This is a genomic window from Collinsella vaginalis (assembly GCF_900176655.1).
Classification (GTDB): domain Bacteria; phylum Actinomycetota; class Coriobacteriia; order Coriobacteriales; family Coriobacteriaceae; genus Collinsella; species Collinsella vaginalis.
The window spans coordinates 1-16,378 of record NZ_LT838858.1 but is presented as its reverse complement, the minus strand read 5'-3'; the positions used below and the strand labels follow the sequence as shown (position 1 = coordinate 16,378).

Below are 16,378 nucleotides of genomic sequence, written 5' to 3'. Positions count from 1 at the left end.
CTGCCGCCGACGGGTCGCATCCCATGCCTGGAAGCCTCGGCACCCACGCCGGATTCCATGCCGCACGCCTCCGCCCTCCGACCCGAAACCCGCCCCGGCGCTCCTTGGACGCGCAGGGTCGCACGCCGGCAGGCGGCCCGCAAGGGCCGCGACACTTTTTCGGGTTCTTCGCCCCATGCGCTCCGCGCGCGAACAACGCGAAAAACTGACGTCGGGAGATTCCTATAACCACGTCCGACTTCGCTTCCTCCCTTGCCGGCACGCCCGCGCCGCATGCGACTCACGCGACGCAAGGCACGCCACAGGGGCGGGCCTCAGAGTCTAAGGAGCAAGACATGAACGACAGATTGCCTTATTCCCGACGATAGGAAATAGTACCTGACTTCTTTGAGGTGATCGGAGGTCCCTCGGACGCGAACGTGTGGCTATTCCAAACTCAGCTTGCATTCTGGACATTCTTCGATTTCCAGGAATGCGGTATTTGATGGTATCTACGAGGGCGAGTTTCGATGGGTGCTCTCATTGGGATTGGAGTTGCAGTTCTTCTAAAGAGATTCGCCCTGGAAAGGCGGGGTTTCCAGGGCGAATGAGGATGATTGACGAGGGCTTGGTTTATTGTCGCTGTAGGCGAACCCAGCTTGCAAGGCAGAGCGCAAGCCCCAAGATGGCGGCTAGTCCAAACATTCCCATTGGCGATTCGTCTCCAGTCTGGGGTATGGACTGTTGCATTGCCTTCTGACTTGGAACTTTGATGGTTTCAGGGCTATGGGGTTTCTTCGGGTTTGGGTCTTCGGGCTTCGGATCATCCGGTTTGGGGGTTTCGGGTATTAACCTGTTGACGAAGATTGCTCGGGAAGTGGTATTCGCTTCGATGTTTCCCATATTTCCCTCGGAAGTCATTTCGAACTTCGAAGGGTCTACATCGATTTCGTTTACAGTGAAGGTAACGCCTTCGGGAAGAAGGTCGGCTTGAATTGATTCGCCATCGGCCAGTTGGAACGTGGCTTTTCCATCGACGAAATCCATGGCGCCATATTTTCCGGTTAGGGGTTGAGAAAGTTCCACCGTAAAGGTGAATTTGCCGTTTGCGGAATTTGGCTTGGCAGGTTCTTCTGATTTTACGATTTTTGATACGTTCAGACTGCCGACGATTTCGTTCTTAAGTTCGATTGCATAGGTCTTGGTTTCGGGGTCGGTGGTCTTGCTTACTTCGATGAGGGTGTATTTTCCAGAATCGACTTCTTCGAAATGGACGGGCAGCAGTTGGCCCGTTTTCGCATCGATTAGGGTTTCGGGGTTGGGGAAGTTATCTACAATAGCTTCCCATCCATTTTCTTCGGTAAGCACCACGTCTTCGATGTAATGGTTGCCCACATATAGCTTGAGCTTGATTTCGGATGGATGGGATGTTTTTTCATCGACCTTCCAGCTTTTATGAATCTTGAGCTGGTAAGTATCGTCTTCGCCGAAGATGAGCGTTCCATTGTTGGCAATGCCTCCGCCGGAAATGCCCGCATGGGTGGCTTTGTTATTGCGGATGACGACCGTCGCCAACTGTTCGGCTAGGTTCTTCGAATCCTGCGTGGGGGCCGACTTGAAGTTTAGCTGGGTGTCCAGTTCAACGTCATAGGCGATTCGGCTGCCTGGGTTGTCGGGGTCGTACCGCGGCAGGAACTTTGCATCGTTTGGCTTGAAGTTCACGTGTATTCCTTGGTTTGAACCGTCTTGATACCATAGTCGGTAGCCACCGCCGAGCATGCGTTCGGTAATCACGACGGGTTTGCCACCGTCCTTCTCTTTTTCCCCGAACGAATACTTCCACATTCCCACAAAGTCATCGCCGGCACCGTAATAGTCTTTGTTGGTTCCGGCATCATTGGCCTTGTTGTCGTAGAGGGCAAGGCCCTTGGTGATGTACATGGTCGTCTTGCCTGTGGGGCAGTTCCAGATGCCCCCGCCTTGTTCGCTTGCCGGCTTGTTTCCTGCACCCACCAGGAAGGGTTCGTCTATTTGATTGTTGGTTATCAAAGCGTTGTGCATGGTGAGCTTCGAGTTCGTGTCGTTGTAGATGGCTCCTCCACCCCAAAAGCCGGTTGCTTCGTTTTCGGCGAACAGTCCGGCGGTGATCAGGGCGTTGGCTTTTCCCAAAAAGGAAATTCCACCTCCTGATTTTGAAGCCTTGTTCTGGGTTATCGACCCACCGCTCATTTTGAAGTTCGTGTTTGCGGCTTTGCTTGTGGTGTAGTAAATTCCGCCGCCAAACCCATTGGCTGCATTCTGGGTTATCAATCCACCCGTGAGAGTGAAGTCGGAATCTGCAATGTAAGCACCACCGCCGTTGCCGTTGTATTCGCCGCTGGTATTGCCGGAAATCACGCCTCCGGACATACTCGTGCGCGTGTTCGTGGCGAACAATCCCGAACCTATTTCCGCCGTATTGTCAGAAATAATTCCTCCGGTGATCGTCACGCTTCCACCGTCGGCATGAACCCCGCCACCGAATGCGTATTTCTTAGGATGGGTTCCTATGTTTTCGGAAATGGAACCTCCGGATAAGGTGAAATCGGAATTTTTAAGGTAGATTCCCCCACCCTTGGTCGCTTGATTTCGAGTGATTGATCCATCCTGCATGATTACGGTTGCGTTTACGGCATGAACCGCACCGCCTTCGGGCATGTTATCGCCCGCTCCTTCAATCTTGTTGTTTTGCAGCAGGGCGCCAGATGCTATTTTCAGCGTTCCGCCTTCTACGCACATCAACGCCTGTTCGGAGATGACGTCATCACCGTTTCCGTCGATGGTGATGTTTGCGAGCGTTGCTTCGGCTCCCTTGGTGACTTTCAGCAAGGCGCTTTTGAAAGTGCGTCCGCGCATGAGGATGGCTTTGGTCCCCGACAGGGAAACCTCGCCCGACACGTTGGTGGTGCCTACTACCAAAATTTTCGTAATGCCTTGGTTCGCCTTCGCCAGTTCTTTCGCCCTTTCGAAGCTCTTGACGGCGCTTTCGGTGCTGGCACCGTCTTTCGCATCGTCTCCGCTTTCGCCGTTAAGATAAATCACCTGCGAATCGCTTGCTTCCGATTTGGGGGGGAGTGACATGACGGAGCTCCCCACCGATCTTTCTATTTCCTTGGGTTGAATCGAATCGCTGTTCGAATCGGTTGCGGAATAATCTGCGCCAATCGGCGTGCTCGAAGACTGAGCGATGTCATTGACATCAGTTTCTTCTTCAGATGCTTCAGGTTCGGAAGGGGCTGACGGGGGCATGGTTTCCGCCTGGTCCGTTTCGGTGAAGGGCAGGGCAGGATCGCTTTCGATACCGGCATCTTCAGTCGGGGACGTTGCCTGGTTGGCATACGCGCTTGTCGCACCACCAAAGGAAATCGTTGAAACGAGTGCCGCAACGAGGAGCATGGTTAATGTGCGGTAGGCAATTCTCATGGAAAAATCATCCTCTTTAGTCGGGGTTTGGTTGAGAGCGGGTTTTCTATCGCAGCTCGTATATCCATCTGTTCTGCAAGGATGGTGGAACTTCATTTTCGACGGTTACCAATTTATCATATTCAGGCATAAAAACGGTTTCTGACGGGACCATTTGTTTTGGTTCTATTTGGGGAATTTAGGCATTGAAGGAGTCCTTCCAGGCAACATACTCGTCTCTCGTTAGCTCATTGTCCTTCAGGTCTCTGTTGTTCCTATACCAGTGGCGAAGCGCCCTTGCCAGAGCCTCCTGGTCCTCGCTGCCCAAGACTTCCGGAAAGGCCAGCGCGACGGTTTCCCCAACCTTGATAGGCTCGAGGCAGAACGCCTCCTCCAGCTCGAACAGCATGTAACGCCGCCGATTCCGGAAACCATAGGCTTGATGCGGTTTTGAGGCGGCTCATTCTGCTGGACATGAGCGTCGTGAACCCGTTCACCCTGAATCTATTCGAATACAGGCGCTGTGGAGAGGTCAGCGACCAGCAGGTGATCGAGGCGCTCAAATCCGTCGAGACCTACCTTTTCAGGCGCTGGGTCTGCAAGGTTCCCACCAATGCGCTCAACAAGGTCTTCGAGACTCTCCACAGTGAGGTTCTGAGAGGCGTCAATGCGTTTTAAGCGCGCTAACCTCGATTCCGGGCAAGACGAAACACATATCGGACAGTTCATCGCGAATAGAGTCGAACTGAGGCCGATCAAATACGTTGTGATTGGTAATTGCGATTGCATTCAACTCGCAATTTGAAATATGCCTTTTAAGCTGCTCTGTATTGAATTCAAAGTTTTCATCCCACTCGGTAGCGAGCGTATGAATATGCAAGTCAGCGTGAATCATCTCTAAGCCTTCATCGCCTCGTATTGGTACGTCGTGCGCACGTTGTAATGGAAGTCGCCTCCAAGGTCCAGTGCCTCGAAGTGCTTCTTGGCGCAGCCGATCTTGATCCTCTCCGCGTCGCGCAGGGCGGGCTCGCCGTTCTTGCCGCCCTTGGTTTCGGTCACGAAGTACACGCGGCGCTCGCCGTCGGCCTCCTCGACATACGCCCAGTCGGGGTTGTAGCTGCCGAGCGGCGTGTCGATCTTGAACGCCGAGGGAAGCTTCGCGAACACGAGCACCTCCTCCTGCTTGTCGAGAGCCTCGGCAAAAGATCGCTCGACTCCTGCCGAATCGTAGACCACGTAGTTGTACAGGCTCTTGCTCGCCATGTCCGGCTTCCACGCGTTCTGCCCGAGGTAAGCCGTGTAGTCGTCGAGCTCGAGGTCGCGCATGGTGTACCACTCGTCCTCGGGAAGGCGCACGTACTTGATGCCCTGGGCGATGAGGTCGTTCTTCACGCGGTTGATCTTGTCGCCGGCCTGCGCCAAGAAGGTCGCGGGGTCGATCTCGAACTCGTCGAAGCGGCTGCAGCCCTCGAGGATCGCCTTGATGGTGCCGCGGGTGAGCCCGACGGCGTCCTGCAGCTCGGCGATCGGGTCGGGAAGATCGTAATTCACCTTTCCCGATACGGATACCACGGAGGTGCCCGTGCCCTCGGCGCTCACGCCCGCGTCGTCGATGCCCAGCGAGGCGCGCTCGCTGGTCACCTGGAGCGGGCGCACGGCGAGCATGCCGTCGATCGCCTCGATGGCATGCTCGATGAGCTTGCCGGAGTCGACCTCGACCTGGAAGCGCGTGCGCTGGCGGATGCGGTCCCACAGGGCCTGGAACGCCGGGTCGAGCGTGACGTCCTTCTGCAGCTCGACGGAGACCTCCTTGGCCTTGTCGCGGATCTGGACCCTCTGGGACTTGTGGATGATGATCGCCTCGACCTGCTCCTTCGCCGGCTCGAGCTCGGCGGGAAGCTCCACCTTGCCCTCCTCGGCCGCTGCCTTCAGCTCGGGCGTAACCGCGCCCTTGCCGTCGACCATGCCGGTCGCGACGAGGTGGTCGAAGACCTGCTTGGACTTCTCGTAGCCCAGGCGCTCCTCGACGCCCTCGGGAGTCTTGACCGTGACCTTCGTGAAGCTCTCCGGGGTGATGACGCCGAACTTGAAGTCCTCTGCCTCGAGCTCCTTCTGCAGGCTGTTGGCGAAGTCGTCGTAGCTCTCGTTGGCGATGACGGTGAGCACGTTCGCCTCGGGGTCGTACAGGCGCTCGCCGCCCTGGTTCACGCACAGGCGCAGGCCGCGGCCGATCTTCTGGCGCTTGGTGAGGTTGTCCTTGGTCTCGACGAGCGTGCAGATCTGGAACACGTTGGGGTTGTCCCAGCCCTCCTTGAGCGCGGAGTGGCTGAAGACGAACGAGACGTCCTTGTCGGCGTCCTTGCCGTCCGGGAAGGAGATGAGCGTCTCCTTCTTCTGCATGATGAGCTCGAAGGCCCCGGCGTCGTCGGCGGTGCCGGCGGCCCCCTTGGAGTCCTTGAACTTGCCCTTCTTGTCCTTGGCGAAGTATCCCTGGTGCACGGCATGGGGGTCGCGCACCAGCGGGGCGCCGACGGCCTCGTAGCACTCGAGCCAGGTGCCCTTTCCGATCCCCGCCGCCTTGGCGACGCGCCTGGGCGCCTTCGAGCTCAAAGCGCCGGCGTACTCCTCCTCGAACATCTGGGCGTACAGGCCTCCGTGGACCTCGGGCTCGTAGACGCGGTAGCGGTCGACGCGGTCGATGAAGAAGAGCGAGAGCACCTTCACGCCTCGCGGCCACAGCTCGAACTGGCGGGCCAGGTGGTCCTCGATGGTGCGGCGGATCTGCGCGCGCTTGACGACCTCCTCGTTGACGTCGCCCAGCGCCTCGCCGAGCTCGAGCACCTCGCCGTTCTGGAACTCTATGAACTCGTCGCCCTCGGCGGCGCCGATGTTGTTGACGACCCAGCCGTTCTCGTAGTCGCTGTTCTCGCGACTCTTCTGGTAGAGGTCCGCGCCGGTCTTCACGGTGACGGCCTTGCGCTTCTGCGTGCCGTCAGCCTGCCGTTCGTCGATGGACACCTTGGCGGAGAACGGGTTGGACTTGACGGACTCGAGCCTCACGTACGCGCCGTTGAGGTTCGCCTCGGCCTTGATCGAGTCGACGCAGATGCCTTTCACCAGGTTGCGCTCGAAGGCGTCGACCGGCGTGAGGCGGTATATCATGTTGTACGCCTGCTCGTGCGTAGCCGAGTACCGCAGCACGAACAGCGGGTTCAGGCTCTTGATGGCGGCCTTGGCCTGCTTGGTGTTGTCCACGCTCTGGGGCTCGTCGATGATGACGACGGGCTTGCAGGCGCTCACGAGCTCGCGAGGGCTGAAGCCGCCGGTGAGCTTCTCACTGGGACGGTGGAAGAGGTTGCCCTCCTTCGCGGTGCCGTCCTTCTCGAGGCCCTTGTTAAAGGCGTCGATGTTGATGACCATGACCTGGATGGAGCTCGATGTGGCGAAGTTGCCCACCGGGCCCATGTCCTTCGAGTCGTACACGAAGTAGTCGAGCGGCGTGCGGTCGTAGAGCGTCTCGAAGTGCTTGCGCGTGGTCTGGAAGCTCTTGAGGACGCCCTCGCGGATGGCGACGCTCGGCACGACGATGACGAACTTGGTGATGCCATAGCGACAGTTCAGCTCGTAGATGGAGCGGATGTACACATAGGTCTTGCCGGTGCCGGTCTCCATCTCGACGGTGAAGTCGCGCAGGCGCCCGTCGGTGAGGACGTCGGTCGCCGGGAGGCAGCCCTCCTCCTGCACGGAGTGCAGGTTGTCGAGGAGCTGTCCCGGCGCAACGCGGAGCTCGTTGCCGTGGCCAACCATGAGCTCGCCGATCGCCGTCTGGCCTTTGCGGCCGGAATCGGCGGAGAATACGCTGCTGGCGAATTGCTGCCCGCGGAACAGGTCGCAGGTTGCCTCGATGGCCTCCAGCTGGTGCTGCTGGTCGGATGAGAATTTGAACTCGAGTGCCGCCATGCTAGACCGTCCTCAGTTCGATCTCGCAGCCCATGCGCTCGCCGGCGTGCTTGAAGATCTGCACGGCGTTGAGCTTGAGGGTGTCGTCGAGGACGGAGTCGAGGATGAGAACGCGTCTGGGCTCCATGTCCGCGATGGCCTCGAGCGCCTCGATGGTGAGGCCTCGGGACATGCAGCAGACGAGCTCGTCGCACGCGACGGACCAGATGGGATAGCCCGCGGCGTCGAATTTCTCTACGGGCAACGTGAGCTCGAGGCCCCATTTGAGCATCATCTCAAAGACAATGTCCATATCGGAGCGATCGGGCTTGACCACGTCGAAGAGGAGCTGATCGGGCTCGGGCTTCTCAATACCGGAATTATCGAGTTTGAACACACGGAAGCCGATGTCGGGAAGCTGCTTGGGTTCCTCGCCAAGCTTGAGTTGACGGCTGGATTCCTCGAGCTCGGTTTTGATTTTGTCGCCTGCGCGGCGGATGCGTCCTTCGCCTATGTCGCAGAGAGTCTCATACCCGTCCTTGTAGGCGTCGCGTTTCGGGTCACAAGGCTCTGGAAGCTGGACAAGGATAAACCTATAGCGTTCATCTTTTCCAAGCTCCTGCAGGAACATGGCATGGGCGGTCGATGCTGAGCCTGAGAAGAAATCAAGAACAATATCACCAGTGCTTAGATTCGCGAGGGTTATCAGGCGCTGAAGTAGTTTCGTCGGTTTCGGTCCATCGAAATAGCCCTTTCCGTCAAATAGAGATACGAGCTCCTTGGCGCCTTCCTGACTGTGACCAACTTCTTTGTAAAACATGATTGAAGTTGGAGCCATTCCATCATATTTGAGCTCTGTTAGGAAACGCTTGATGCAAGGGACGCTGTCGCCGTTTGGGCCAAACCAAATGCGGTTATCCTGGAGTCTCTCGCGAAACGCGTTTCGCGAGAGCCTCCAGCAGCGTCCTGCTGGAGGCTCTACAACACGCCCCGAGGGCGTTGTGATTGGATAGTCGGAATCTGGGCTGTAAGTCTTTACACTGAGGTCGCTTGGCTTCCAAACGCCTCGAGGGTCGTTGTCTGGATTCTTGTAGCGGGCGTTTGCCTCGTCTGTCCTCGGCAGGCGTCCAATCGGCCATGACGAACCCTGGCACGGAAAGCCCGCAAGAACGTTCAAGCACTTCGTTCTGTCCCCAGATCCGGGTGATGACATCGACCTGGAATCCATGAGGGAGCTCTCAAGGGCCTGGGCTATCAGATTCTTCCCGGACAATCAGATAGCGATCGTCTATCACGATGACAACGCGAAAGGCATCCCGCACGCGCACATCGTGGTGAACAGCTCCAACCTCATGACTGGAAACAGGATGCACACCGAGCACCCAGAGGACCTGAACAGAGCGCTGCAGGACATGGCGCGAGAGCGCGGGCTGTCCGGCCTTTCGAACCAGAAGGAGCCGTCTGGCAACAAAGTAGACACAGCGCAGAAGAACAAGGTCAACCATCCGAGGACCAGGCAGAACGTCTACCTGGTCCGCCAGGAGAATGAGATAGCGAAGGCCGGCGGATACACCTGGGTCGGCGACATCAGGTCCCGAGTCGCCCTGGCGAAGACGATGGCAACGAGTGAATCGGAGTTCTTCGGGGTCCTCGACGCATTGGACGTGCACGTTGCCGACAACTCCGAGGAGGCACGCCGCGACGATTGGATCTTCTCCCTTGCCGACGATCCCTCGAAGAAGGTCTCCGGTGAGAGACTCGGATTCACTTACGGCAAGCAGATGCTGCAGCGTCGCTTCGAGAGGGCGACATCATACAGGCCGACCGAGAAAGCAGTCGAGGAGATAAGAAAGCGCGCAGAAAGCGCCGTCGAGCTCAACGACCTCGATGACCTCTCAAAGCTCTCCGCAGCGCTTGAGACCTGTGCCAAGTTCGACATCGAGTACATGGAGGAGTTCGACGCCCCGCCTTACCACCCTCTCCCGGCGAGGGCAGATCGGAAGCGAGGGCGCCAAGAGGCTCATGCAGGCAAAGGGCTACATGGCCGAGCACAAGCTCATGCCGCAGCAAGTCAGGTATGAGAGCAGGCAAGAGGAGCTCGTCGACAGGCGCAGGTCCAGGACAAGCCAGGAAGAGCAGCGCAGCCAGGCGGCAAGGCAGCGCGAGCAACAGCGAAGGAGGAACCAGCGATGAACGTGGGGATCACGTACCCAGGCGGGCGGATAGACGTGTTCGACACCTCCGCATACGTCGCAAGCGCACCTTTTGACGGCAAGAACATGCTCACGGATTTCGAGGTCAGCCTCGACGGCAGCGAAGAGGAAGATCTTTGGCTGGTCGCCAATTATTACGCGGCCAAGGCCGAGTACAGAGAAGGCTCGACAGGAATCCCGGCAGCAAGGCGCTCGCGATGATGGAAGTTCCTGCTTGCCACCGCGGATGAGGCGAAAAACCTCTGCGATGTGACCATCGACGGAGAGATGGTGATGGCAAGGATCAACGACTCGGTCTGCAACATGAGGGAGTTCGAATCCGCTGCCCTCATGAGAATCGGAGCCTCCAACGACGGCGTCCTGGAGCGGATAGCGAAGCTGCATGCCTTCATGGCGTTGGAGCTGAAAGAAGAAACTCCGGCGATCCCAGGGATACCGGCAGAAGTGGTCGAATACGCGCTGAGCACGACCGAGGCGCAGCCCGAGAAGGGTAACAAGAGGGTCGTTTCAGAGGATTGGGGTGATATGGATGAAGTTGATTGGTAAGTGCATTTCAGGGTTCATCAGGTGGCTCATCAAGGCAGTCTTCAGGTTCATGTAGGATTCCCAGTATGCTTGAGCCTTATTGGATGGCAAGGACTATCCGTTGTCCCGCCATGCGCATTCTGTGTCCTAACGCAACAAACGCGCAACCGAACAGCACTCTATCCTTTCGCCTAGCATACTGAATCTTTTACCTATATCTTCGATAATGGTAGAATATCTTCGTCAGATATGACGGATGTGGCGAGAATTATGTCAGGATGGCGGAGATACTATGGCGCAGTTTGAATACGGAAGTACGCTTGGCATGCTTATGGTCCCAGAGGTGGTATCGGCTCTCGGGGATATCCGCGAGCTCAAAGGGAAGACCGCTTCGCTCTCAACAACCAGCCCCGAAACGTTCTCGGCGCTGGTCGAGGTCGCTAAGATCCAAAGCACAGGCGCCTCGAACAGGATTGAGAACATCTCCACTTCCGACAAACGCCTGCGCGAGCTTATGGCAGACAAGACGGATCCGAGAAACCGCGACGAGAGGGAGATTGCAGGCTACCGGTATGTCCTGGACGAGATCCACGAGAACCACGACAACATCCCCGTCACGCCGAACATCATCCTCCAGCTCCACCGCGACCTGTATCGCTTCTCCGGCGATTCCTACGCCGGCAGATGGAAAGATGCCGACAACGTGATCGCCGAACGCACGGCCGAGGGAAAGATGGTCGCCCGATTCGTCCCCACCTCTGCCGCCAGCACTCCCGCCACCGTCGAAAGGATCTGCTCCGAATATTCGAGGCAGATAGACGCCAGGGCGTACGACCCCTTGCTCGTGTTGCTTGTCTTCATCTTCGACTTCGTTAGCATCCATCCCTTCAATGACGGGAACGGCCGCATGAGCAGGCTGCTTACGCTGCTGCTCATGTATCGAAACGGGTACGACGTGGGGAAATACATCTCGATAGAGAAGGAGATCGAGGGATCGAAAAAAACGTATTACGAGGCCCTGCAGGCAAGCTCTTCGGGTTGGCAGGACGGCGAAAACGACTACGTCCCATTCGTCACGTACATGCTGGGGGTAGTAATCGCCTGCTACAGGGAGCTCGACAGCAGATTCTCGATTGCGACTCTGCCCGTCGGAAACGAGGAGGCCATCAGAGCGTTTTTCGGCAGGCTGGTCGGAACGGCGACGAAGCGCGAGATCATGGATTCCAACCCGAACATGAGCCAACGCACTTTGGAGCGAATCCTCGCAAAGCTCCAAGACGAAGGCGTCGTAGAAAAGATCGGTGCCGCGAGGTCGACGGCGTATCGACGAAGAGGATAAAGGCTCACTCATTCACTTAAAGCACTTAGGTAAAATCTTAAGTGTTTTTATTTTGAAAAAATATAATTTAAAAATAAAAAACCACCGGGTGGTGGCTTTTAGCTTTCAATTTAATTATCCTCTTCTACCATTTCTAAACACTCATCTAAATCAAATTCTTCTGTGAATTCTGGATCCATATGGGTTAGGAAGTGCCAATCTTCTGAATCTTTTTTTCTAAATAGGATTGCTTCTCCGTCTTCTGATCCGAAGTAGGCTCTTTCTACTTGGTAGCCTTTCTTTTCTAGATTTTTCTTTACTTCTAAATAATTATTATCTCTCGCTTCGATATATTCTCTTAAATCTGAATTCGCTACTGTGTAGGCATCCACTCTAGTTGCACCGTCTACGATTCCTTTTCCTTTTTTAGATAGGTTTGGAATTTCTTTCCAATATACTTCTACATCGCCATCTTCTGTAAACATAAACTTAGTTAGTGGTAGTATGTTGCCATTTATTTCTAGTTCCATGTAGTCTGAGAATGAATCTAGCTTTACAGTTTCGTATTCAAATCCGTCTATCTCTTCAAATTTGTATCCTTTGAGTTGAGATACAAATTTTCTTCCTTCCTCTATGGTGTCAAATAGTCCTAGCTCTGCGATCATTCCATTTTGATATAATTCTAATATGAACATTTTTTTCCTTATCTATCCTTATCTATTTAACTCTATTTTAAGAAGACTACTAACTACATAGAGTCCCAGACCATTGCTATTCTTCTTGCTAAGATTAAAGCTTACGTCAAAGATTTTGTCTATGTCGAGACATAGACGTCGAAAATGATAAAAGCCGCGTGAGTTCCTAAACACCTTTTGACCAGGGATTTTGTTGTTTCTGGGGCTGTTCGCTGGCGTGCTGGAGGTTCAGTAATCGGGTGCTCGTCCCCGATCTTCCCGTTGGATTGGTGCACGTTTCTGGTTGAGGGGGTCTGCTGGTGGGTTTGCGTTAGCGGGTACCTAGTGCGGGGGCTAGAACATAAAATCTGGCATCGAGAAGGCTTCTGGCACGTTGTATCTGATTTCGTTGGCTTCTTTGCGGACGTTGATGTTCGAGCTTTCGAGGAGAATCGGGTTCAGATAGGGCTTTCCTTCGTGAAGGAAGACTGCATTGGAGACGTTGGTTCGAATGTAGGTGGCGCTCTCGCGGGTGAATCCGAGTCGTTGGAGAAGAATAGTTTCCTGTTTCGTTGTGCCGTACTCGATGTAGTCGTACCAGTCATTGTCGAACTGCTCTACTCCGTGGACCTTCTTGTATTCGTTGGAGAATTTGAGGAAGTAGTTCGACAGACTGAAGAGGATGACATCTTCAAGAACTTTCAGGATTTCACTGATGACGATGTTGCGGTGCTGGAGCGTGCTCTCGTAACGGATCTCTCCTTGCCCTTTGATGTAGAGCGTCCCTTGCTGTAGGCGGTACCTGAGGGCACGGCTCATGATCGAACGGAGTCCGTGACCTTCCATCCACTGTGTAAGCAATACGGTGTACCAGCGCAGCATCGTGAGCTGGTTGCCGTACCTATCTGTTTTTCCGAGTGTTTCGGGGTCGTAGACGCGCCATTTGAAAATTGAGGCGAGCCGTTCGAGAAACGCGAGAGTTTCTGGTGAGGGCCTCGGTGTGCGCCTTGTCGAGGACGAGGTTGGCGAACGGGACCTGTATCCCGCACGGCGTGTAGAGGTCCGTGCCGATGTGGATCAGCTGCTTGATCAGGGCCGCTGCGGCGGCATCCGGCTCGCTCACGACGCGCCTTCCCGCCGCGACCAGCATCTCCACGGTCCCGGCGGGCGCCCCGATCAGCGGGTTCTTCCCGAAAGCGTCGTAGGAGACCGATGGCGTGAGATGCTTCCCGATGTGATCCGGCGTGGGCACCCCACGCCAACCGATAGCCGTTGAAGCGCCAACTTCGACGGCTGTCTTGCTCTAAGCACAGGCAGCGCGACCGCCTCCCCTCACGGAGCAAGAAGCAAGAATGCGCGTCTCATATTCGGTAAGGGTCCTTGAGCCGTAGTCGGGGCGTTTCACCGTTCTGTCCTTGACGGAGCGCGTACAGCTGTAGCCCACCTGGAGGCCATCGTGGATAGTTTCGATATCAAGCTTCGGGTTAAAGGCAATGTTGGATGGTCCAGAAGGACCGTCGCAGCTCCAAATGTCAATAAGAGCCAAAATGGCAAAGAATCGAGTGCGCTATTTTGCTAAGAAGAAAATTGATGCCACAATTGAGATGTGATGAGCGTATGATTAAAACGCATATTTATAAATCGCTAGAGTTGGGTGACTTATTCACCGGTAATGAAAGAGGTAAGTAATGCTCAAAAGGGGACAACAAATCTACGGTGCTTTGAAAAAAATTATACTGGATGAATCAAATTGATAGAAAACGTCAGAGAAAGGAAAATCCAACGCTATAGCGTAGATGGGTAAAATAATTATGATTATAAAGAAGCATAAAAACGTTATCAGATTTTTCCCGCTCGCGTTGGCGCCCTTGATGATTTTATCCATGTCCGGGGCACCAATTACGTATGCCAAAAACTTGCAAGACGAACCTCAGCCTGAAAATCAAATTGTCCCTCCTGTAAAGGAAGAACCATCAAGTATCAAATCCAACGAGGAACAGGGCGAGGATCTAGAGATCGGGCCGGAGATTGTTGATCAACCAGTGCGCCAATCAACTTTACCGGCACCGACCATTGGCAAAGTCTTTTACGATGCCACAACTATTTCTGGCGCTAATGTACAACGAAAAAGAGTTGGCAAAAAGACTGTAAGATCGACTGTATATGTGACCCTAAAAGATAAGAACGGTAACGAAAAAGCCACTGTTTCCGTTACCCCTAAAAGTGGAACTAGTTGGACGGTAAATCTACCTGGCGGCGTTACTGTTGCGGCAGGCGATACCGTCACTGCCTATCAAACTTTGGATGGCGCTACCTCTGATGTGGTGACCGCAAATGCTCAGCCATCAAAAGCCTTCGAGAATAAAGACAAATTGAAGATGCCATCCGGCGAAATCTGGATTGAACACACGAACTCCAACCAAGTAAGTGACGATGAGCAAGCAGAAGCTATTGAAATGCTGAAGAAAGCCAATCCGGACATTGCGAATGACTTTGAAAGCGTTGTATTTTCTATCGATGGCACGGATCATGCCTACTATGAAGTGACCTATACCGATAAATCAACCTCTGGGAAAATTGAAGCCCCGGACCTAAAAATCAAAACGGTAACGGAAACATCTGCTGCTCCGACAATACAAAAAGTCCAGGTAACAGATGGACAGATTATCGTTACATTTGATAAAGAGGTTGCCGCAGGTACGAAGTTTTATTTTGTCAACAATTTCACGGATAACGAGGACAATAGTTTCTGTGAAGGTGGAAAATGTATAGTGGACAAATCGACATGGCGAGAGATGTCTCAAACAGTACACGTTGACGGCACAAAAGTTACTTTCCCAATCAATGATGATGATTTAAAACTCGGGAAAAAGTTCGGTATTATTGTCAAAGAGCCACATAAATTCCGTTCTTGCGCGAAGTCTGAGCCGGTAGTAACCGCCCCCGCCAAAGTTGCCGTCAGAGATCCCAGAAAGCTAACTGATGACGATAAAAAAGCCATCGATAAAGCCATTCGAGATGCCAATACGGTACATGGCGTATCTAAACTCCCCGATGGAACTGGATTTATAGACGATCCTGCGTTTATCGAGTTTGATAAAGACGGTAACGTTACAATAATCAGTCCTAATGATGTGGAAGTTGATTGGGATAATAGCGGCAATCCGATTTACGAAAAAAATCCTGATGGAACCTATAAAGTAAACGATGGGGCCAAAGTCACTAAATTCCCCGCTAAAGATCTGGTGAAGAATCTAAAACCTGATTCTCCCAAGATTGCCGTTAATACCGACGATGGAAAAGTCACCATTACCCCGCCTGCCTATGAAAACGCAGGTGATGATACCGACTTGGCGTCCTACACGATTACGTATAAGGACGAATCGGGAGCGGAGAAAACCGTCACCGCAACGAGAACCGTAGACGCTACAGGTAAGACCACGTGGACATCGGATGGCGCAACGGTTGATGCGAATACTGGGGTAGTAACCCTGGAGATTAAAGATTTAGCTGTTGGCGACACCATTACGGCAAAAGCAAAAGACAATGGTGGTCTTGAGGGTGACACTGAAGAGCTTGAATCAGATCTGGCAAGCAAGACTCTCGAAACTGCCACTGTTAGCTACAACGGTAACGGCGGCACCGGCGAAATGAAAGGCAAGAAGCTAAACAAGGGCTCAAAATACAAGATTTTGAGTAATGCTTTCACTGCCCCTGAAAATCAGGAATTTGACACTTGGGAAGTGAATGGCAAAAAACTAGCGCCAGGCACTGAGATTACGGTCGACAAAGATACGCAAGTCACAGCAATTTGGAAGGAGGGCCGGGTCAAGCTAAAAATCACTACATCCGTAACAAACGGAACCATTGATCCGAGCTGTGATGCGTATAAGGGAGACAACAAGACCATAAACTATGCACCAAAGGATGGTTACAAGCTAAAGAGCGTAACCGTTGATGGCGCGGAAGCGGATATATCTCAGCATCCAAGTAGCTATACCTTTACGAATCTCGATAAAAACCATGAAATAGCCGTTGTGTATGAACTCCCTACATATACAGTGACCTATAGCTGGGGTGGAGAGGCACCGGAGGGAAAGGCTGTTCCGAAAGATACAGGCAGCTACCACAAGGGCGACCACTACGACGTGGACGCCACCTACAAGGCGGGCGACACGGCAGAGGGCGAGAAGGACGGCAAGAAGGGCACGTGGACCTTCAGCGGCTGGACCGACCCGAACAACGGCACCATGGGCGACGGGGACGCGACCATCACGGGCTCCTGGACG

13 protein-coding genes are annotated in these 16,378 nt (G+C 54.1%); 6 read left to right on the top strand and 7 right to left on the bottom strand.

Translation table 11 applies throughout. The features are described from left to right. Window positions 1-612 precede the first annotated feature (612 nt). Together CAP13_RS08745 and CAP13_RS08740 are read right to left on the bottom strand one after the other, a co-directional pair. Complete coding sequence (locus CAP13_RS08745; protein ID WP_143764944.1) at window positions 613-3,441, bottom strand: DUF7601 domain-containing protein; 2,829 nt, start codon at window positions 3,439-3,441, stop codon at window positions 613-615. 178 nt (window positions 3,442-3,619) lie between these two features. Further along, a complete protein-coding gene (locus CAP13_RS08740; protein WP_218775352.1) occupies window positions 3,620-3,829 on the bottom strand; it encodes a hypothetical protein in 210 nt (69 codons plus the stop codon). Between the two features lie 65 nt (window positions 3,830-3,894). On the opposite strand from CAP13_RS08740, the gene CAP13_RS08735 reads away from it, so the two are divergent. After that, window positions 3,895-4,098 carry a hypothetical protein gene (locus tag CAP13_RS08735; RefSeq protein WP_179185029.1) on the top strand — a complete coding sequence of 68 codons (204 nt, stop codon included), beginning with the start codon at window positions 3,895-3,897 and terminating at the stop codon, window positions 4,096-4,098. A 219-nt stretch (window positions 4,099-4,317) separates the two neighbouring features. Here the strand turns inward: CAP13_RS08735 and CAP13_RS08730 are convergent, their stop codons facing one another. Both CAP13_RS08730 and CAP13_RS08725 read right to left on the bottom strand, forming a co-directional pair. Further along, complete coding sequence (locus CAP13_RS08730; protein WP_085831218.1) at window positions 4,318-7,380, bottom strand: restriction endonuclease; 3,063 nt, start codon at window positions 7,378-7,380, stop codon at window positions 4,318-4,320. 1 nt (window position 7,381) lies between these two features. After that, entirely contained in the window at window positions 7,382-8,179 is a 798-nt protein-coding gene (locus CAP13_RS08725; protein ID WP_245798979.1) for a DNA methyltransferase, read from the bottom strand. Window positions 8,180-8,489: 310 nt separating this feature from the next. Here CAP13_RS08725 and CAP13_RS08720 point away from each other — a divergent pair, with 310 nt between their 5' ends. From CAP13_RS08720 to CAP13_RS08705, 4 genes are all read left to right on the top strand, one after another. Next, window positions 8,490-9,440 (top strand): relaxase/mobilization nuclease domain-containing protein, encoded by a 951-nt coding sequence (locus CAP13_RS08720; RefSeq protein WP_425429851.1) that lies wholly within the window; start codon window positions 8,490-8,492, stop codon window positions 9,438-9,440. 108 nt (window positions 9,441-9,548) lie between these two features. Then, on the top strand, window positions 9,549-9,773 hold the full coding sequence (locus tag CAP13_RS08715) for a hypothetical protein (protein WP_085831217.1): 225 nt from the start codon (window positions 9,549-9,551) through the stop codon (window positions 9,771-9,773). Between the two features lie 72 nt (window positions 9,774-9,845). Further along, the gene (locus CAP13_RS08710; protein ID WP_143764943.1) at window positions 9,846-10,118 is read left to right on the top strand and encodes a hypothetical protein; all 273 of its coding nucleotides are present in this window, start codon (window positions 9,846-9,848) and stop codon (window positions 10,116-10,118) included. Window positions 10,119-10,389: 271 nt separating this feature from the next. Beyond that, window positions 10,390-11,436 carry a Fic family protein gene (locus CAP13_RS08705; RefSeq protein WP_085831215.1) on the top strand — a complete coding sequence of 349 codons (1,047 nt, stop codon included), beginning with the start codon at window positions 10,390-10,392 and terminating at the stop codon, window positions 11,434-11,436. Window positions 11,437-11,546: 110 nt separating this feature from the next. Here CAP13_RS08705 and CAP13_RS08700 read toward each other — a convergent pair whose 3' ends face one another. From CAP13_RS08700 to CAP13_RS08690, 3 genes are all read right to left on the bottom strand, one after another. Further along, window positions 11,547-12,110, bottom strand: a complete 564-nt coding sequence (locus tag CAP13_RS08700; RefSeq protein ID WP_085831214.1) for a hypothetical protein — start codon at window positions 12,108-12,110, stop codon at window positions 11,547-11,549. A 333-nt stretch (window positions 12,111-12,443) separates the two neighbouring features. Continuing rightward, window positions 12,444-12,971 (bottom strand): hypothetical protein, encoded by a 528-nt coding sequence (locus tag CAP13_RS08695; RefSeq protein ID WP_218775351.1) that lies wholly within the window; start codon window positions 12,969-12,971, stop codon window positions 12,444-12,446. A 19-nt stretch (window positions 12,972-12,990) separates the two neighbouring features. Further along, a complete protein-coding gene (locus CAP13_RS08690) occupies window positions 12,991-13,341 on the bottom strand; it encodes a hypothetical protein (protein ID WP_085831213.1) in 351 nt (116 codons plus the stop codon). A gap of 544 nt (window positions 13,342-13,885) precedes the next feature. Between CAP13_RS08690 and CAP13_RS09585 the strand changes: the two genes are divergently transcribed. Further along, window positions 13,886-16,378: SHIRT domain-containing protein (locus tag CAP13_RS09585; RefSeq protein WP_179185028.1), on the top strand; the 2,493-nt coding region annotated here is incomplete at its 3' end.